We start from the raw sequence: 18,746 nt of genomic DNA, 5'->3' as shown, positions 1-18,746 counted from the left end.
CAGTGCCCCCCGGCATTGCCATTCGAAACGGTCGTGGATTGTCGTCATCCCTGGGAGGGGACCATGAACAAGCTGCATCGCAGTACCCGCCACACCCCGCTGGCCGCCGCGCTCGCGGTTGCACTTACCCTGGCGGCTGCACAGGCCGCCGCGCAGGACGCCGGTAGCACCCCGGGCGTCACCGAGTTGGACAAGGTCATGGTCAAGGGCGTGCGTGGCGCGCAGGCCGAGGCCATCGAGAACAAGCGCACCGCTGCGCAGATCATCGATTCGATCTCGGCCGAAGACATCGGCAAGCTGCCCGACGTCACCATCACCGACTCGCTGCAGCGCGTGCCCGGCGTCCAGATCCGGCGCTCGGCCGGCGAAGGCTCGCAGCTCAATATCCGCGGCATGCCGCAGGTGCAGACCACCATGAACGGTGAGCTGTATCTGAGCGCCGGTGGCGGTGACCAGTTCGGCCAGCCCAACATCGGTCGCGCGCAGCCGGACTTTGTCGATATTCCGCCGACGTTGTTCAGTGGTGTGGACGTCATCAAGTCGCCCACCGCCGCCGACCTGGATGGCGGCATCAGCGGCACCGTCTCGCTGAAGACGCGTCGCCCGTTCGATCTGCCCGAAGGCTGGACCTTCAGCGGCCAGGCCGAGGGCTCCTACGGCGATCGCGTGCAGGAACTCAACGAGCTGTACTCGGGCCTTGCCAGCTTCCGCACCGAGCGCTGGGGCGCCTTGCTGGCGGTGTCGTATTCCGATGCCACGCTGGAGAACAAGCACCCCAGCGTGTATTCCAACGGCGCGCAGAAGTCCACCGAGCAGAACGTGGGCTTCGACTTCAATGGCGATGGCCGTATCGGCAGCAATACCGATCCGTCCAACCTGCCGCGCGATTACTTCTACAACTGGGTGGCGACGGAACTGGACAACCGGAGCACCGATCGCCAGCGTACCGGCGTCAACGGCTCGTTCCAGTTCAACATCAACGACTCGTGGACGGTGCTGGCCGATGCGGCCTACACCAAGCTCGAAGACCAGGACACCTCGGTGGCCGCGCAGCTGCACACCGGCTGGGCGACCAACCAGTTGCAACCGGGGTCGGTGGTCGATTCCAACGGTGTGCTCGAATACGGCCAGTTCCGCTACAACCGGTTCCAGGCGCACTCGATGGCCGGCGTTGCCGATTCGGATTCGCTCAATACCAATCTGGAGCTGCGTTTCGATGATGGCGGCCCGTTCCGTGCATCGTTCCGCTGGGTGCACGGCGATGCGCAGCGCACCTACGACGAAGCGCGTGCCGATGCAGTAGTAACGCGCGGCGACCAAATCACGCGTGCCGGTGGTGTCACCCAATGGGCCAATGCCAATGGCCTGCCCACGGTGGACGCGTCGGTGGATTTCCGTGGCACCTACCCGGCGGTCAACCTCGGCACCGACGTGTCCAACCCGGACAACTGGCAGCTGATGTCCACCTGGGCGCAGGGCAACAAGATCGAAGCGACGATGGACGCCTTCCGCGCCGACGGCACCTTCGAGTTCGATGAAGGCGTGGTGCGCGGCTTCCAGTTCGGCATCCGCTATGGCGAGCGCGAGGTCAAGCTGGACACCTATCGGTACCTGTCGCCGGTGTCCACCAGCTGCGCCGATCCCAATCGTTCGCTGTATTACTTCAAGGACCCGCTGATCGTGGACACCTGCAGCGGTGTCTCGGAAGCGCGCCTGCTGCCGTTCAATTCGATTCCCGGCTACTGGGCTTACTTCAACGACTTCGATCCGCTCAAGGTCACCGGCCTGGGCAGCCAGGGCTTGCCGGCAATCAACCCGCAGGTCATGAAGGACCCGGTGGGCTATCTCAACAGCCTGTACCCCGGCAATGTGGCGTACCAGCAGGCCGCCGACTCGTACAAGGTCACCGAAAAGAGCACTGCGGCGTATTTTCTGGCCAACCTGGAAGGCGGAACCGGCAGTGCGGTGCCGTGGACGGCCAACATCGGCGCACGCATCGTGCAGACCAAGCTGGCGATCGATCAGTACCTGAGCAGCGGCAATGTGTTTATCGGCAACGTGGAATGGAATGGCGTCAGCCCGGCGATCGGGACCAATCGTTTGAACCGTCAGTACACCGACGTGCTGCCCACCGCCAACCTGTCGCTGGACATCACCGACGCGCAGAAGCTGCGCTTTGCCTACAACAAGGCTGTCGCCCGTCAGGACCTGCCCGATCTGGGGCGCGGCCTGGTCAGCTTCTATGCCGTCAACGGCACGCCGCCGCGCAACCCGGCGCTGCCCTCCGATGCGGTGCTGTTCCTCAACGGACGCTCGGGTAACCCGGATCTGGATCCGTACCGCGCCACCAACTACAACGCCTCGTGGGAATGGTATTTCTCCGACGCGTCGTTGATCAGCGTGGGTGCCTTCCTGATCGATGTGAAGTCGTTCCCGACCACGGTGACCAACATCGAGCCCCAGCCCGACGCCGATGGCGTGGTGCGGCTGGGCGGCCCGGTGGAGCGCATCGTCAACGGCGGTGGCGGCAAGATCAAGGGTTTCGAAATCGGCTACCAACAGGCGTTCGACTTCCTGCCGGGCTGGTTGAGCGGGTTCGGCACCAACATCAACTACACCTTCTCCGACGCCGACACCGACAACACCGATATCGAAGGCAATACGTTGCCCATCGGCGACAACTCCAAGCATCAGGCCAACGCGGTGTTGTGGTACCAGAAGGACAAGTTGCAGGCGCGTGTGGCCTATAACTGGCGCAGCAAGCGCTTCAGTCAGGTCAACAGCGGTGCGTGGGGCGATGAGCTGGCCATCTGGAACGACGACGTCGGCTACCTGGACGCCTCCTTCAGTTACGACGTCAACGATCACCTGACGCTCTACGCGCAAGCCACCAATCTCACTGGCGAAAGTGAGCGGCGTTACGCGCAGTGGACCAACCACTATTACGACCAGAACATCTTCGAGCGTCGTTACTACGCCGGCCTGCGTCTGCGCTTCTGATGTGACGGTTTGATGCGATGTACCAATGTGCGACACGGCGCACCCCTGCGCCGTGTCGCACATGGTTTTCTGTTTCTCCCTCTCCAAGCGGTCATTGCGCTTTCTTCCCGTCACCGGTTTGCCGGTGTTGCAGTACGCCCGACGGCGACGTTGGGTACCCTCCCATTCGGCCGCATCGTCGGGAAGCGATGTGGCCGTTTTTTTGTGCGTAATGGCACATCCATTTGTGTAGTACTGCCTGCTGTTGAAACTCGGTCCCGGGCAGTGGCTGGATCTGTGTGCAACCGCAATGTTTGACGATTGCTTATGCTTGTTATGCAGCGTAGTTTCCGCATGGCGAACCCGACCCCCCGGTTCGCAGGCACAGCGTCCCATGCTGATCGCTCATTCGCTCCCTGGAGATACTCCGCACATCACGGTGGCAGCATCGCAAGGATGATCGCGTTGCGAGCGCGCTAGCCGCCAAATCCGAGGTCTTGGGTGCTGTCCTCAGAGACAAACAGGCCATTGGCCTGCGTTTCTGCCTGGGCATCATCAACGTAATGCCATGCAAATGCTCTTCGGCGGGACGCCGACGGAGCGTGTTTGAGTGGCTCCAGCTATCTCCGATGGGTGCCCCGACAAAGGAAGAACGCAAGCCAAAGACAGGCAGTGCTGCAGTGAATCGGAATAAACACCATCCAATAAAACTAGGTGAATATCATGAATTCCAGCAAGGGCATCCATCGTCACGTCAAGCGCGCCATGGCGTTATCGCTGTTGGCATTGAACCCGATGGTCGTGGCGACGGTCTGCGCGCAGGCCCACGTCGATAATCCATTCGTTGGTGCCACCGGTTATGTCAATCCGGATTACGCCAAGAAAGTCGATGCATCGATCGCGAAGATAAAGGGCGTTCCGTTGAAGGCCAAGATGGGCGTGGTCAAAACCCTGCCGACCGCAGTGTGGCTCGATCGTATCGCGGCAATCGCCGGTGGTTCGCAAAATGCCGGGCGACTCGGTCTGAGGGGGCATCTGGATGCGGCGCTGGCGCAGAAAAAGGCCAATACGCCGATCACTGCTAGCTTCGTCATTTACGATCTACCCGGACGCGATTGCCATGCACTGGCATCCAATGGTGAATTGCCGCTCACGCCCGCCGCGCTGGAGCGTTACAAGAAAGAATATATCGATGTGATCGCGGCCATCTTCGCCGATCCCAAATACAAAGATATTCGTATCGTCAATGTCATCGAGCCCGACAGCCTGCCCAATCTGGTCACCAATTTGAATGACATGCGCTGCGCGCTTGCCAATTCGACCGGGATCTACGAAGAAGGCATCAAGTATGCGCTCAATAAACTGCACGCGATACCCAATACCTACAATTATCTGGATATCGGCCACTCCGGCTGGCTGGGCTGGGACAGCAACCGCGGTCCGTCCATCTCGCTGTATACCCGGGTGGTGCAGGGGACGAGTGCGGGTCTGGCAAGCGTGGATGGCTTTGTCACCAATACCGCCAACACCACGCCGCTGAATGAACCGAATCTGCCCAATCCCGAGTTGAGCGTGAATGGTCAGCCGATCAAGTCGGCGAAATTCTACGAATGGAATCCGTATTTCGACGAGACCGATTTCACCCAGGCCCTGTACAACGGATTTGTCAGCGCGGGTTGGCCCAGCACGATCGGCTTCATCATCGATACCGGCCGTAACGGCTGGGGTGGTCCGAATCGCCCGACCAGCGCCTTCGGTAGCGACATCAATTCGTACGTCAATACCGGCCGCATCGATCGCCGCCTGCATCGCGGCAACTGGTGCAATCAAAGTGGCGCAGGCATCGGCGCACTTCCGACCGCCGCGCCGGGCCCGCATCTGGACGCGTATGCCTGGGTCAAGCCGCCGGGCGAGTCCGATGGGTCCAGCACCCTGATTCCGAACAACGAGGGCAAGGGCTTTGATCGCATGTGCGACCCCACGTACACCACGGCCGATGGCGTGTTGACCGGCGCGCTCGCCGGTGCGCCGATCTCCGGTGCGTGGTTCCATAACCAGTTCATCGAACTGGTGAACAACGCGTACCCGGTCATCGCAACTGCCAGCACCGCGGTGGCCACCGCGGCACCGGTCGCCGCGCCGAGCGCAACGCGCGGCCTCACCGCCACCGTCGGCGACAGCCGGGTCAGGCTGAGCTGGTCGCCAGTGGCCGGCGCGACCAGCTACACGGTGCAGCGGCGTGCCGGTGGAGCCGGTGCATTCACCACGGTGGGGGCCAATGTCGCGGCGGCATCGTATGTCGATCAATCGGTCAGCAATGGCGCCGACTACGACTATGTGGTGACCGCAAACAGTGCGGCAGGAGCGAGCGCCCCGTCAGCCGTCGTGCGTGCCAAGCCGAACAGGTGATGCGGCCGGCGCACGCAGCGTGCCCGCATCGCCGATCGTGAGGTCTGCGCTGGCGTCCTCCGCAAGTGTGCTACCGCTGTGTCGCTGATGTTGTGTGAATGTCCCCGGCAGCCACTGGGCTGCCGGGGATACCGCAGGTGCGGTTGGCCCATTGCTTCGTCGATCGGTGGTCTGTCTGCGCACAGACCAAGCAAGAGGCGACACGGATCCAGCACCGTACCGATTCTGTCTCTCTGAAATCACCCGTCCCGCACCAATGACGTCTTGCTCGCAAGTTCATTGGCATGTGTCGCCACGAAGGCCAGTGCGATGATTCCAGGCAGCAGTGTCTTCTTCGATGACATTGCGTCGCTGCAGCGCGCGCGCGCTGCCAGTGCAGTGGCTATCCCTTTGGCGGGGCAGCCGTCGAACCGCGTCTGACCAGGGTGTATTTCATCACCTGATGCACCCCATGGGCGGCATCGCCCTTGCGCCGTTGCCGAATGGCGTCGGCAAGCAACGACACCGCCGCACGGCCCATCGCGGTAACCGGTTGATGCACAGTGGTGAGTTCCGGCCAGATGGTGGTGGCGACCGGTGTGTCGTCGAAGCCGGCCACCGACACGTCTTCGGGCACGCGCAGGCCCAGACCATGCGCCACCGCCACCGCTGCGGCAGCCATGTCGTCGTTGCTGCAAAAGATCGCAGTGGGTGGGTGCGGCTGCGCCAGCAGGCTACGCGCTGCGAGCAGACCGGAGTGGTAGGTAAACAGCCCGTCGGCGATCAACGCGTCGGTGATTGGCAGGCCGGCGGCCTGCAGGCTGTCCAGGTATCCGTTGGCGCGCAGCGCGCTTGGGGTGTGTTTCGGGTCGCCCTTGATCAGCGCGATGCGGCGGTGACCGAGCTCGATCAGGTGCGCGACGATGGCGCGTGCGGCCTGATAGTCGTCGATGCGCACCGAGCTGATTTGCGCCATCGGCGCGCCGCTGGCCACGGCCACTACCGGGATGCCGCGCGCATCCAGTTCGGCAATGGTCTGCCGCGAATCGCACAGTGGCGGCGGCAGGATCACCCCGTCCACGCCGGCGGCGAGCAGGCGTTCGGTCGCTGCGCGCTGGCTGCGGATGGCGCCGCATTTTTCCACCAGCACCTGGCTGCCGTTGAGGCTGCTCTGCTCCAGCAGCCCGAGCATGAATTGATTGAGGTAGGCCGCACTGGGATTGCTGTACAGCACGCCGATGCGCAACAGGCCGCTGGTACGCAGCGAGCGGCCTGCAAGATTGGGGCGGTAGCCCAGCGCCTGCACCGACGCTTCCACGCGCGTGCGCATGTCCTGGCCGACATGCGGATGCCGGTTGATCACGCGCGATGCGGTCATCGGCGACACGCCTGCATGTTTGGCGACGTCCAGCAACGTCGCCGCGTTGTTTGCACTGCGTTGCCGCTTGGCCACCATCGTGTGTGCTCGTCCTGGAGTAGAAACGCCAACGCCGTGCTGCGTTCCCAGATTACTCGTTCGGCGGTTGCACAGACTTTGCGCGGCTGCCGAAATCGCCATCTGCCTCGGCTGCCAGATAGGCGAACACGGTGTAGGCGGCCACGTTCTGCGCGAGCGCCTTTGGGTCGATCTTGTCCAGCGTGTCGTCGGCGGTGTGGTGCAGGTCGAAGTAGTCGGTGCCGTCCTGCGCCAGCCAGGCCCAGGCGCCGCCCTTGGCGGAAATCGGCCCCACATCCGGACCGGGGCCGCCCTTGTCCGGCGCATACGCGATGCCCAGCGGTGCCAGCACCTCGGCAATCTGCTTGGTCGCGGCACGCGAGTCGTCCGGGGCGGCAGAGCCGGTGTTGAACGCATAGATGCGCCCGGCGCCGAAGTCGCTCTCTGCGCCAATCTGATGCAGCGCCAGGTCCTTGGCATTCCTGCCGTGCGCGGCGGCATACGCCTTGCCGCCGTACAGGCCTTGCTCCTCGTTGGCAAAGGCCACGACACGAATCGTGCGCTTGGGTGCCTGCTTGAGCTGGCCGATCAGGTGGCCGGCAGCCATGGTGATCGCCACGCCGGCACCGTCGTCGATCGCACCTGTGCCCAGATCCCACGAATCCAGATGCCCGCCGATCACCACCACTTCCTTGGGCTTGCTGCGCCCGGTGATCTCGCCGATGACGTTGTACGAGGTGGCCGTGCCGTCCCAGCCGCAGTCCAGCGCCAGCCGCAGGCGCGTCGTGCCCAGCGCAGCGAGGCGAGCCAGTTGGTTGGCATCGGGTACCGACAGCGCCGCGGCCGGTACCGGCGTCAGGCCGTCATCGAAACGGGTGATGCCGGTATGCGGCACCCGGTGCGAGTCGGTGCCGGCCGAGCGCATCACAAATCCAATTGCGCCCTTGCGAATCGCTTCCGACGGCCCTTTGCTGCGCACGGCACCGCCATTGCCGTAATCCTTGCCGTCGCGCGCCTTGACCATCTGGTAATCGACGAATGCGATCTTGCCGGTCAGCGATCCGGCTGGCGCGGCCTGCAATGCGGCCAGGTTTTCAAACCGCACCACCTCGCCTTCGACCGTGCCGCCGGGGCTGCCGCCCAGCGCGGTGACGGTCAGTGGCTGCGCGTGCGCGCCGACGACCGCTGCATGTTCGCTGCGGCGTTCCCACTTGGGAAAGCTCACCGGCTCGGTCCACACCTTGTCGAAGCCCAGCGACTGGAACTTGGCCTTGGCCCAGGCCACCGCACGCGGATCTGCTTCGCCACCGGCAATGCGCGGGCCCACTTCGGTGGTAAGCGATTGCACCACCGCAAAGCCGGTGTCATCGGCCAGGGCCTGCTCGCGCAACTGCGCCGCGGTGCGCAATGCGCTGTCGGGAATGCTGGTCTGTGCGGCGAGCGCGCAGGAGCAGGCGAGTAGGGCAGAGATGGCGACAGCGAGGCGACGCATGCAGGACGCTCCAACGACGAGGGGACCCTGAGCTTATCAGCGCAAGGTCCCCGGTCGGCGTGCGAAAAGTCATCCCTGCGCGCGAAGCGCGCGTTGGTTGCGTCCGCTTACAGCGCGCCCGGCGTCTTGAGCGTGTCGGTCTTGAGCGAGTCGCGAATCTCGCGCAGCAGCAGCACTTCTTCGCTCGGGCCCTTGGGTGCGTCGGGCTTGCGATGGCTCAGGCGGTTGATCAGCTTGACCACCAGGAAGATCGCAAACGCAATGATCACGAACTGCACCACGGTGTTGATGAAATCACCATAGCCGACCACCACGGCCGGAATCTCCTTGCCGGTGGCATCCACTTCCGCAGGCTTGAGCACCCACGCCAGGCGCGAGAAATCCACATTGCCGATGGCCCAACCGATTGGCGGCATGATGATCTTTTCCACCAGCGCGGTGACGATCTTGCCGAACGCCGCACCGATGACCACACCGACAGCCAGGTCGATGACATTGCCGCGCATCGCGAATTGCTTGAATTCGCTGACCATACCCATATCGCACTCCTGATGCGGTCGCGGACCAACTGCCGCGGCCCGATCGTAGCCCGGCCGATGTCAGCCCGCGATGATGCCGTGGCGTTCGGCGACGTTTTCCAGGCGAGCACTGAACTGGTCGCCCGGCAACAGTGGGCCGACGCCGGCCGGCGTGCCCATGAAGACCAGATCGCCCGCGCGCAGTGCATACAGCTTGGACAGCTCGTGCAAAATCTCCGGCACGCTCCAGATCATCTGGTCCAGCAACGATTGCTGGCGCACCTGTCCGTTGACCTCCAGCGACAGATTCAGCGCCTCCAGGGCGCCGACTTCGCCGGCGTGCACCAACTCGCTGACCGGTGCGGAATGGTCGAAGCCTTTCGCGATATCCCACGGCAGGCCCTTGGCCTTGGCAGCGGCCTGCAGATCGCGGCGGGTCAGATCCAGGCCCACGCCATAACCGTAGATCAGGCGCTCGGCCTGTTCCACCGGCAATTCGCCCTCAGGTGCATCGCTGCCGAGTGCCACCACCAGCTCCACCTCGTGATGCAGCTCCCTGGTGCCGGGCGGGTAGGGGATCTGGTCGCCGTGACCGACCACGACGGCATCGGCAGGCTTCATGAAAAAGGTCGGCTGACCGCGTTCGGCCTTGGACGCCGGCGCACTGGCGCCCATCTCGCGCGCGTGGTCGGCGAAGTTACGCCCCACACAATAGATGCGGTGCACCGGAAAACTGCCACCACCCACCACCGGAATGCGCGGAACATCGGCGGCGGGAATCACATCGTGGGTCATGCGCGCATCCTCGAACGGGGGACGCGTGAGTCTAGCCGCTTGGCTGTGTACGACGGAACCTTCACTGCTGAACGCGCGTGGACGACGGCCCGCACGGCGAGGACCCGACATGTTCAGGCCCCGCAATGCAGATCGGCATGTGCGAGCACATGCCGATGCAGGTAGCGGGTTTTCATTCCCGCAGCGAGACGCTGCGGGATGTACAGCGCAAGCGTCTGGGCGCTCAGTGCGACATCGGCAGCGCGGGCTTGCGTACCACGCGGTACTCGGCGTCGACCACGCGCGCCTGCTGCGGGGGGCTACGGTGCGACTTGCTCAGGACCTTCCAGGCAATACCGCCCAGTATCATGGCCGCGCCGACAAACACGCTGAAGAAGATCAGCACCGCAAGAATCGCCAGGCCTGCCAGGCCGGCAGCAACGCGCACCAATGGGTGACGCGGCTTGCGGGGCGCAAACAGGGAATGGAGGTTGCCGTATTGGAACAAGCGTGCAGGCATGGCGGTGGGCTGCCGGGCAGGAAACAAGCGCGAAGTATCGTTGCGGTTTCATGTCATTGAGTGAAAACTTTGTTAATCCAACGCCAGTTTTGTTAAACACATCACATGCGACGCGCTGACCGAGGTCTGCCGTAGCCAAGGTGTACGGGTGACCGCCCGGTCCAGCGGTCACTCACGCCCGGCACGCAGCGCGCCGACGCGCGCGCAGTCGCATGCCACAATCGGCGGCCACTCCTCACTCTTTCAAGGTCTATGTCCTCGTCTTCCTGGACCACACGCATCGCGTTGACGCAGATTCCCGATGCCGGAGTGCTGGAAGTCGAAGCAGCGTTGGGCGAGGGCACCGAGTCGCTGGTGGTGTATCGCCAGGGCCTGCAGGTGCGCGCGTGGTTGAACATCTGCCCGCACGCCGGCCGCCGGCTGGACTGGGCGCCGGGGCAGTTCCTCACGACCAAGGATGGTCACCTGGTCTGCGCAGCCCATGGCGCGGCGTTCGAGCTTGATGCCGGCGAATGCATCAGCGGGCCCTGTCGCGGGCAGTCGCTGGTAGCGGTGCCGGTGCGCGTCGAGGGCGAGCAGGTGGTACTGGGGTAGCGCTGTACCAGGTGCGTGAGCGCCGGCATTTGGCGCACGCTGCGATGTGCGCTGCATTGCAATGCTGTTCGACGCGACGGTGCCGCGCAGTAGGCGCTACTGCGGGCTTGCCTGCGATATGCCGGCGCCATCGAAGCCGAGCGCCAGCATCATGGCTCTAACGCGCCGCCCACCAGAACATCAGGTTGATCATCGACACCATCACCACGATGTAGATCAGCGACAACGGCGCGCCCACGCGCCACAGCTCGCGCGGTTGATAGTTGGCCGGGCCGGCCACCATCGAGATTACCGGGTTGGAGGCGGTCATCAGATTGTTGGATGCCGACAACGCCACGATCAGCGCAAACGCCGTCGGGTTGCCATTGGCGGCCAGTGCCAGATTCACCGCAATCGGCACCATCACGATGGTCGCACCCACATGGCTGATCACCAGCGAGAACGCGGTGGTGAGCAAAGCCAGGCTGATTTCCAGCGCCCACACCGGAATGCCTTCGGGCAGCCGGTCGATGGTGTGGCCGGCCACCCAGGCTGCAGTGCCGCTGCTGTCCATCGCCCAGCCGAGCGGGATCAGCCCGGCCATCATGAAGATGGTCTTCCAGTTGATCGAGGCGTAGGCCTCGTCCATGCGCAGCACGCCGCTGACCAGCATGCAGGCCACGCCGGTCATCAGCGTCAGCGCCACCGGCAGGCGCGAGGTCAGTGCGATCAAGATGGTGAAGGCAAAGATCGCCATCGCGATCTTGAACTTGTGCGGGCGCTGCTCGCCTTTCGGGAAGTCGGTGACCGGCACGAAATCGCGGCTTTCCGCCGCCTGCGCCAGGTCCTGCCAGATGCTGTGGAACACCAGCATGTCGCCAGCGCGCAGCGGCACGTTGCGTACGTCCTCGCGGATGACCTGCTTGTCGCGGTTGATCGCCAGCAGGCTGATGCCGGCCTGCTTGCGCAGCCGCAGCTCGCCGGCACTCTTGCCGATCAACCGCGAGTTGGGCGGGATCAGCGCCTCGGAAATGCCTGCAAGACTGGGGTTAAACAGGTCGCCCAGGTTGCGCAGCCGCGAGGACATGCGCAGGAAGTGGTTCTGCGCAAAATCGTTCACCTCCTGGCGCGGCCCCATGGCGCCGAGCACGCTGCCCACCCAGATGCGCATGTCCGCCGGTGGGGCCAGGCGGGTGTCGTTGCCGGTCTTCAGGGCCAGCAGCAACGGCGCGTCATGGATGGCCTCGGCCTCGCCAAGAGTCATGCCGACCAAGGGGCTTTCGGCGGTCACGGTGAGTTCGAACACGTCGCCATCGATGCCGTAGGTCTTGGCGAAATAGCTTTCGGTGCGCGAGGGCGTGACGCCTTCGTTGATCAGGCGTTCTTCTTCGATCAGCTTGCGGTCGCCGTAGAAGCGGAAGTACAGCAATGCGGCGATCAGCAGCGCCACACCGATCGGCAATGGCGCAAACATGGTCAACGGTTCGATGCTCGCCATGCCCGAGGGCAGGTTGTTGTTGGCCGAAACCAGCAGGTCGTTGAGCAGGATCAGCGGCGAGTTGCCCACCATGGTGAGCGCGCCGCCCATCACGATCGCCGCGGCGATCGGCAACAACATGCGCTGCAGGGTGAGCCCGGTACGCGCGGCCAGCCGCGAGGCGACCGGCAGATACAGGGCCATCACCGACGGGTTCTGCATGAACGACGAATTCAAGCCGGAGATGGCCAGCGTCATCATCATCAGGCGCTGCTCGCTGCCGTGCGAACGCCGCAGCAGCCAGCTGGCCAACCGGTTCAATGCACCGGTGCGCTCCAGGCCCGCGCCAAGAATGGTGGTGGCGATGATGCTCATCACCGCATTACCGGAAAAACCACCGAACAATTCTTCCGGTGCCACCAACCCGGTGACCCCAAGCACCACCAGCACGATCAAGGCCACTACGTCGGCGCGGATGCGCTCGAACAGAAACATCGCCATCGTGAAACCGACCAGCCCGAGGACGAGCTTCATATCGTTGGTCAGCGTCAGCGCGGTGTCCATTGGGGGCCGGGATTCGTGATTCGGGAGTGGGGATTGGTTAGAAGCGCTGAAGCGTCTGGCTGCCGGGATAGCTGCTGTTACGAATCCCCAATCCCGATTCCCGAATCCCGGTCATAAACCAGATCCCACACGCCGTGCCCAAGCTTCTGGCCGCGGGTTTCGAAGTGGGTCTGCGGGCGCCAGGCGGGGCGTTCGACGTGGCCGCGCGGGCCGGCGCGGTTGACCAGGCCCGGTGTGGCGTCGAGCACGTCCCACATCTGCTCGGCGTAATCGGCCCAGTCGGTGGCCGCGTGCAGGCGGCCACCCTCGCGCAGCTTGCGCACCACCAGCTGCACGAACGCCGGCTGGATCAGGCGACGCTTGTTGTGGCGCTTCTTGTGCCACGGGTCGGGGAAATAGATGCGCACCTCGTCCAGTGCGCCATCGGCGATCTCGTGTTCGAGCACTTCCACCGCATCGTGGTGATACAGGCGCACATGCGTGCTGCCGTCCTCGTCCAGCGCGTTGAGCAGACGGCCCACACCGGGCGCGTGCACCTCGATGCCGATGTAATCGCGGCTGGGGTCCTGCTGCGCGGCGAAGCGCAACGCCGCACCATTGCCGAAGCCGATTTCCAGCACCTTGGGCGCGTCGCGTCCGAACGTGGCAGCCAGATCGCGCGGGGCGCCGGTGTAGTCCAGCCCGAAACGCGGCCATAACTCGTCAAACGCACGCTGCTGCGCCGGCGTGAAGCGGCCCTGGCGCAGCACGAAGCTGCGCACCTGCCGGCGGCCTTCTTCGATGGTGAAAGGTTTGGGCGGCATCTTCGCGCCGTCGCTGGTGAAAGGGTCAGTCATGAATTAAGTCATCGGCGGAACGAACGCCCCTCTCCCACCGGGGGCAAGGAGGCACAGTTTGCGCGCCATGGGCGCGCGTGCCTGGGAGCGCCCGCGACGCAGGCGCGGGCCGGGGCGCGGAGCGGGGGTTGGGGTGAGGGTACGGCGTGAGGGGGACGCCCGCAGCAACGCGCGATCTGGCAGCGGTCATATCCGGCACGCCGCACTGCCGATCATTGCGCCTCGGCCGCAATGTCAACGCAGACCACCGACTCATCCAATCACACCGTCCACCGGGCTCGATGCCGATGCATAGCGCTTGCGCGGAATCCGCCCGGCCCGAAACGCTTCGCGCCCGGCCTCGATCGCCTTGCGCATCGCGCTGGCCATCAGGATCGGGTCGCGCGCGCCGGCAATGGCGGTGTTCATCAACACGCCGTCGCAGCCCAGCTCCATCGCGATTGCCGCGTCCGAGGCGGTGCCTACGCCTGCGTCGACAATGATCGGCACCTTGGCGTTCTCGATGATTTCCAGCAGGTTGTACTTGTTCTGGATACCCAGGCCAGAGCCGATCGGCGCCGCCAGCGGCATCACCGCCACGCAGCCGATCTCTTCCAAGCGCTTGGCCAGGATCGGATCGTCGGAGGTATAGACCATCACCTCGAAGCCATCGGCCACCAGCTGCTCGGCGGCCTTGAGCGTCTGCACCACATCCGGATACAGCGTGCGCTCGTCGCCCAGCACTTCCAGCTTGGTGAGGTTGTGGCCGTCCAGCAGCTCGCGCGCCAGCCGGCAGGTGCGCACCGCGTCGTCGGCGGTGTAGCAGCCGGCAGTGTTGGGCAGCAGCGTGTAGCGCTCCGGCGGCAGCACGTCGAGCAGGCTGGGCGCGTTGGGGTCCTGGCCGATGTTCACCCGGCGGATGGCCACCGTCACGATCTCGGCCGCGGCGGCCTCGGTGGCCAGGCGGGTCTCGTCCAGATCCTTGAACTTGCCGGTGCCGGTCAGCAGGCGCGAGCGATAGCGTTTGCCGGCGATGACCAGCGCATCAGAGGGGGCGGGATTCGTCATGCGGCAATTATCACCGATCGGGCGCGGATGCGCCGGCCGCGCGGGGCATCAACCGCCGCCCAACGCGTGCACGATCTCCACCACATCGCCCTCGCGCAACACATGCTCGGCGTGCCGCCCGCGCGACACGATTTCGCCATTGACCTCCACTGCCACGCGTCGCTGGGTCAGGCCTTCCTGTTCCAGCAGGGCGGCCAGCGGCAGGTGGTCGGGGAGCGTGCGCGGGGCGCCGTTGAGTTGAATGTTCATGTCATCATTGTTGCATCGCGCGCCGTCGGGGCGCGCGTTTTTGCGTTATGCGGCGATGCAGCGTGAGCGCGGGCGGCGAGGGTGAAACCATTGCCATTCGCCGGCGTACGTATGCAGGCCGGTCCGGTCCCATCCACTTTCAAGCAGGCACTCCCATGGCTTCAACACTTCGCCCGATCCGCTCCCTGATGGCGGTCGCCATCGCTATCGCGGCCACCCCGGCCATGGCCGAGCAGGCCTTCGACCAGACCGTGTTCTTCGGTGACAGCCTCACCGACAGTGGCTACTACACCCCGTTGCTGCCGGCTGCTTCGCGCCCGGTCACCGGCAAGTTCACCACCAACCCGGGCTGGGTGTGGGCCGAATATGTCGGCGACCACTTCGGCACCAACGCAGCGCCCAACGGCAATGGCCAGACCGGCGACAATTACGCTGCCGGCGGCGCGCGCATCCAGGCCAGCTCGGTCAGCGCACTCGGCGCCGCGCCGTCGGTGACCAGCCAGATCAACACCTATCTCACCGCCAATGGCGGCCGCGCCAACCCGAACGCGCTGTACAGCGTGTGGGGCGGCGCCAACGACCTGTTGGCCGCGGCCACCGTGCCGGCGCAGGCACAGGCCATCATTGGCAGCGCGGTCACCGCCCAGGTGGGCGCCGTGGCCACGCTGCAGACTGCCGGCGCGCGCTACGTGATGGTGCCGACCATTCCCGATATCGGCATCACCCCGCGCTTCCGCGCCGGCGGCGCAGCCGCCATGGCCCAGGGCACCGCAGCGGCCGCCACCTACAACACCGCGCTGTTCAACGGCCTGCAATCGGCCGGCCTGCGCGTGATTCCTCTCGACACCTTCCACATGCTGCAGGAAATCGTCGCCGCGCCGGGCACCTTCGGCTTCACCAACGTCACCAACACCGCCTGCAACCCGGCACTGCCACTGCCGGCCTGCAACCCGACCAGCCTGGTCGCCGCCAACGCACCGACCACCTACGTCTTCGCCGACGGCATTCATCCGACCACGGCGGTGCACCAGATCCTGGGCGAGTACGCGATTTCGTTGCTGGAAGCGCCGCGCCTGCAGCAGGTGCTGACGCACTCGGCGCAGGCCGGTGGCCGCGCCCGTGCCGATCAGGTGGCCTGGCATCTGGACGGCAAGCCGGACGCCGACGGGCTGCGCTGGTGGGGCAGCGTGCGCGGCGACATGCAGCGCTACGACCACGCCGACCTGTACGACGGCATGGCCCCGGCCGGCCTGTTCGGCGTGGATTGGACGGCCGGCGACCTGGTGTTCGGCGGCTTTGCCGGCTTCGGCCGCATGGACGCGGACTTCGGCAACCGCAACGGCAGCTTCAAGCAGGACGACACCACCCTGGGCGGCTTCTTCGGCTGGTACACCGGCCCGGTGTGGGTCAACGCCCAGGTCAGCTACAGCTGGCTGAGCTACGACGTGGACCGTGAAGTGCAGCTGGGGCCAGCGACCCGCGTGCACAGCGGGTCGCCGGACGGCAGCAATCTCACCGCCGCGCTCAACGCCGGCTATTCGCTGGGCGAAGGCAACGTCAAGTACGGCCCGGTGGCCGGCCTGACCTGGCAGAAGATCAAGCTCGACGGCTACACCGAAAGCGACGCCAGTGCCACCGCGCTGGGCTATGCCGACCAGGATATCGACTCGCTGGTCGGCCGCGTCGGCTTCCAGGTGCGCCTGGACGGCGCCGCGATCAAGCCGTACCTGCAGGCGACCTACGACCACGAGTTCAAGGACGGTGGCGAAGCCAGCGCCTGGCTGCAGTCGATGCCGGAAGTGGGCATGTACACCGTCCCGGGCCAGAACTTCGACCGCAACTACGCCACCGTGGTGCTGGGCGCCCGCACCGGCCTGTGGGGCCTGCAGAGCAACGTCGGCCTGAGCACCACCACCGCCCAGCGCAGTGCCCGCGATGCAACGCTGTTCGTGAACTTCAGCGGCAATTTCTGAGCCACGCCGAACCGCTGCAGGTAGCACCTTGCAAGACACGAGGGCCGGGCAACCGGCCCTCGTCACGTCTGCGCATTGCGCCCGATGCCTACACCCGCCTAAACTCTCCCCACGCCGTGCGGGCGTAGCTCAATGGTAGAGCTGTAGCTTCCCAAGCTACTGACGTGGGTTCGATTCCCATCGCCCGCTCCATGTCCCATAAGCGTTTCGCAGTTTTGGTCCGCTCCGCAAAAGACAGAGCGCTCCGCAATTATCGTGTTGGCGTTGTCTTTGCGCCCTTCCGCTTCCGCACGTAGTGCTCGGTCATCGTCACCGACGCATGCCCCAGCTGCGCCTGGGCCTGGCGAATATCGCCGGCTGAATCAGCCTTGTCCGTGCCAGCCTTGGCACGAAGATCCCGGAACTGAAAGTCGCCCTTGTCCACGCCAGCGGCCTTGCGCGCCTGGTCGAACCGGTAGCGCAACGCAGCCCGGCCGATCGCCAGCCCGTCCGCATCCACGATGAGCCGCGTGCTGCGCAACGTCAGCCCTCGCTTGCGCGCGGCGATCCGATCCAGCAGCGCTGCTAGCTCGCCGGTGACGGCCATCGTCAGCTTGGTCCCGGTCTTGGCCTGCCGCACCACCAGCTCTCCCGCGCCCAGCTGCCGCTCGTCCATCGACCACACGTCACCGACGCGCTGGCCGGTGAGGTAGGCCAGGTCCAACGCATCGCGCAAGGTCTGGTCGCCACGCTCGTAGACGGCGCGGAAGGTGGCATCGTCCACGTACACGTCGCGTCCGGTTTCCTTGTTCCGGCGGATTCCCTCGCAGGGGTTGGAAAGGTCCGTGAGACCCTTGCCGCGCGCCCAGTTCCAGAGGTGCGAGAACAGGGCAACTTCTCGATTGGCGATTACCTTAGAGGCGCGCCAATCCAGATACTTCCGGATGTGCAGGGGCTTGATCGCCTCAAACGGCGCGGGCGGATCATCGAAGAACGTCAGCAGCCAGGTCAGGCAGAGGTTGTGCAGCCGCTGCGTGCTCGGCGCCTTGGTTGGGATGACCTCGGCGCGGTAGCGGTCGGCCACGTGCCGAAAGGTGAGCTGCGCATGTGTGGGGATCACACGCGCATGCTCGATTTCCGCCCAGCGCTTGATAGCCACCCCATAGTCGGCACCCAGCGGCGTCTCCTTGCGTGGCTTGCCGCCGTGGTCGTAGTAGTAATGCACCATGCCCGACTTCTGCTTGCGGGCGCGCAACCGCGGCACCGCGCCCGGCCTGCTTGGCTTCCTTCCCATCATGCGGCCTTATTGGGCGACCAGGCCGCGACCGTGCCGGCCTTCTTCTCGGTCGGGTCGATCGCGCTGCGCAGCACCACCGGCCAGCTGTGCGCATCGAGGTAATGCCGCACGCCATTCTGCTGCAGGAATCTGGCCTGCTTCGCTCGATGCGTTGTGCGGCACAGCTCTGCCACCTCGTCGCGGGATAGGCACAGCTCAGCCATGGGTGTGTTCCTGCTGGTATGCGTCCCATGCGCGGTGCACGCGCTGGAACTCGGTTGCATCGCCGCCGGGGCGGTCCGGGTGGTGCTGGGAGCGCAGCCGGCGGTAGCTCCCCTCGGGGTCGGACGGGTCCAGCACATCGCGCCAGGACAGCGCCACCGGCGCCGGTAGGGTGCTGAAGCCGTTGAATGCGCGTTCCATCATGTCGGAGCTGCCCCAGCGTTCGATGCCTCGAATCGCGCCGATCGTGAGGGTGATCGCCCGCAGATTGGCCTCGCGCTTGGCGAACTTGTCGCAGGCCAGGACCATCTCCACGCCCTTGCGGGTGAAGAGACGGCGATCCCCTCATCGTCATTGCGCGGCTGCTGGCTGTACGGCATGCCGTCCTGGCGCAGCTTGAGGTTGCTGCTGACGATGATGTTCCGCGCGCAGAGCCGGCCAAGC

The 18,746-nt window shown here is 65.0% G+C and carries 16 protein-coding genes and 1 tRNA gene; 5 read left to right on the top strand and 12 right to left on the bottom strand.

The features are described from left to right. The first annotated feature begins 63 nt into the window (after window positions 1-63). Together ABQZ09_RS05300 and ABQZ09_RS05295 are read left to right on the top strand one after the other, a co-directional pair. A complete protein-coding gene (locus ABQZ09_RS05300) occupies window positions 64-3,000 on the top strand; it encodes a TonB-dependent receptor (RefSeq protein WP_039414212.1) in 2,937 nt (978 codons plus the stop codon). Window positions 3,001-3,756: 756 nt separating this feature from the next. Continuing rightward, window positions 3,757-5,388 carry a glycoside hydrolase family 6 protein gene (locus ABQZ09_RS05295; protein WP_456362203.1) on the top strand — a complete coding sequence of 544 codons (1,632 nt, stop codon included), beginning with the start codon at window positions 3,757-3,759 and terminating at the stop codon, window positions 5,386-5,388. A 382-nt stretch (window positions 5,389-5,770) separates the two neighbouring features. On the opposite strand, the gene ABQZ09_RS05290 is transcribed toward ABQZ09_RS05295, so the two are convergent. The 5 genes from ABQZ09_RS05290 to ABQZ09_RS05270 all read right to left on the bottom strand — a co-directional run bounded on the left by ABQZ09_RS05290 (window position 5,771) and on the right by ABQZ09_RS05270 (window position 10,106). Further along, complete coding sequence (locus ABQZ09_RS05290) at window positions 5,771-6,823, bottom strand: LacI family DNA-binding transcriptional regulator (RefSeq protein WP_349776306.1); 1,053 nt, start codon at window positions 6,821-6,823, stop codon at window positions 5,771-5,773. A 52-nt stretch (window positions 6,824-6,875) separates the two neighbouring features. After that, window positions 6,876-8,294, bottom strand: a complete 1,419-nt coding sequence (locus ABQZ09_RS05285; protein ID WP_228314915.1) for a M28 family peptidase — start codon at window positions 8,292-8,294, stop codon at window positions 6,876-6,878. 107 nt (window positions 8,295-8,401) lie between these two features. After that, window positions 8,402-8,833, bottom strand: a complete 432-nt coding sequence (mscL, locus tag ABQZ09_RS05280; RefSeq protein ID WP_039415313.1) for a large-conductance mechanosensitive channel protein MscL — start codon at window positions 8,831-8,833, stop codon at window positions 8,402-8,404. A gap of 60 nt (window positions 8,834-8,893) precedes the next feature. Then, entirely contained in the window at window positions 8,894-9,607 is a 714-nt protein-coding gene (locus ABQZ09_RS05275; RefSeq protein ID WP_349776305.1) for a fumarylacetoacetate hydrolase family protein, read from the bottom strand. A 223-nt stretch (window positions 9,608-9,830) separates the two neighbouring features. Continuing rightward, entirely contained in the window at window positions 9,831-10,106 is a 276-nt protein-coding gene (locus ABQZ09_RS05270) for a membrane protein (RefSeq protein ID WP_047693074.1), read from the bottom strand. Window positions 10,107-10,358: 252 nt separating this feature from the next. On the opposite strand from ABQZ09_RS05270, the gene ABQZ09_RS05265 reads away from it, so the two are divergent. Beyond that, window positions 10,359-10,700 (top strand): Rieske (2Fe-2S) protein, encoded by a 342-nt coding sequence (locus ABQZ09_RS05265; protein WP_228314916.1) that lies wholly within the window; start codon window positions 10,359-10,361, stop codon window positions 10,698-10,700. Between the two features lie 157 nt (window positions 10,701-10,857). On the opposite strand, the gene ABQZ09_RS05260 is transcribed toward ABQZ09_RS05265, so the two are convergent. The 4 genes from ABQZ09_RS05260 to thiS form a co-directional block, all read right to left on the bottom strand. Then, on the bottom strand, window positions 10,858-12,720 hold the full coding sequence (locus ABQZ09_RS05260; protein WP_039405401.1) for an SLC13 family permease: 1,863 nt from the start codon (window positions 12,718-12,720) through the stop codon (window positions 10,858-10,860). 77 nt (window positions 12,721-12,797) lie between these two features. Continuing rightward, window positions 12,798-13,556: a tRNA (guanosine(46)-N7)-methyltransferase TrmB gene (trmB, locus tag ABQZ09_RS05255; RefSeq protein WP_039563886.1), complete on the bottom strand. Its 759-nt coding sequence runs from the start codon at window positions 13,554-13,556 to the stop codon at window positions 12,798-12,800. A gap of 252 nt (window positions 13,557-13,808) precedes the next feature. Beyond that, on the bottom strand, window positions 13,809-14,603 hold the full coding sequence (locus tag ABQZ09_RS05250; protein ID WP_349776304.1) for a thiazole synthase: 795 nt from the start codon (window positions 14,601-14,603) through the stop codon (window positions 13,809-13,811). A gap of 48 nt (window positions 14,604-14,651) precedes the next feature. Then, on the bottom strand, window positions 14,652-14,852 hold the full coding sequence (gene thiS / locus ABQZ09_RS05245; protein WP_039405410.1) for a sulfur carrier protein ThiS: 201 nt from the start codon (window positions 14,850-14,852) through the stop codon (window positions 14,652-14,654). Window positions 14,853-15,040: 188 nt separating this feature from the next. On the opposite strand from thiS, the gene ABQZ09_RS05240 reads away from it, so the two are divergent. Both ABQZ09_RS05240 and ABQZ09_RS05235 read left to right on the top strand, forming a co-directional pair. Further along, window positions 15,041-16,825 carry an autotransporter outer membrane beta-barrel domain-containing protein gene (locus ABQZ09_RS05240; protein ID WP_349776349.1) on the top strand — a complete coding sequence of 595 codons (1,785 nt, stop codon included), beginning with the start codon at window positions 15,041-15,043 and terminating at the stop codon, window positions 16,823-16,825. Window positions 16,826-16,943: 118 nt separating this feature from the next. Further along, window positions 16,944-17,017, top strand: a tRNA-Gly gene (locus tag ABQZ09_RS05235). Window positions 17,018-17,075: 58 nt separating this feature from the next. On the opposite strand, the gene ABQZ09_RS05230 is transcribed toward ABQZ09_RS05235, so the two are convergent. From ABQZ09_RS05230 to ABQZ09_RS05220, 3 genes are read right to left on the bottom strand one after another with little or no spacing between them, the layout of a single operon-like run. Next, window positions 17,076-18,098: a tyrosine-type recombinase/integrase gene (locus ABQZ09_RS05230; protein ID WP_349776348.1), complete on the bottom strand. Its 1,023-nt coding sequence runs from the start codon at window positions 18,096-18,098 to the stop codon at window positions 17,076-17,078. Further along, window positions 18,098-18,304, bottom strand: a complete 207-nt coding sequence (locus ABQZ09_RS05225; RefSeq protein WP_349776303.1) for a DUF4224 domain-containing protein — start codon at window positions 18,302-18,304, stop codon at window positions 18,098-18,100. Before ABQZ09_RS05225 ends, ABQZ09_RS05230 begins: the two co-directional genes overlap by 1 nt. After that, on the bottom strand, window positions 18,297-18,611 hold the full coding sequence (locus tag ABQZ09_RS05220) for a J domain-containing protein (protein WP_349776302.1): 315 nt from the start codon (window positions 18,609-18,611) through the stop codon (window positions 18,297-18,299). The genes ABQZ09_RS05225 and ABQZ09_RS05220 overlap by 8 nt, the downstream gene beginning before the upstream one ends. Between the last annotated feature and the right edge of the window lie 135 nt (window positions 18,612-18,746).

It is taken from the genome of Xanthomonas sp. WHRI 6106, from assembly GCF_040202405.1.
Classification (GTDB): domain Bacteria; phylum Pseudomonadota; class Gammaproteobacteria; order Xanthomonadales; family Xanthomonadaceae; genus Xanthomonas; species Xanthomonas cannabis.
Note: the sequence above shows the minus strand (reverse complement) of the source record. Positions and strands in the feature narration are given on the sequence as shown.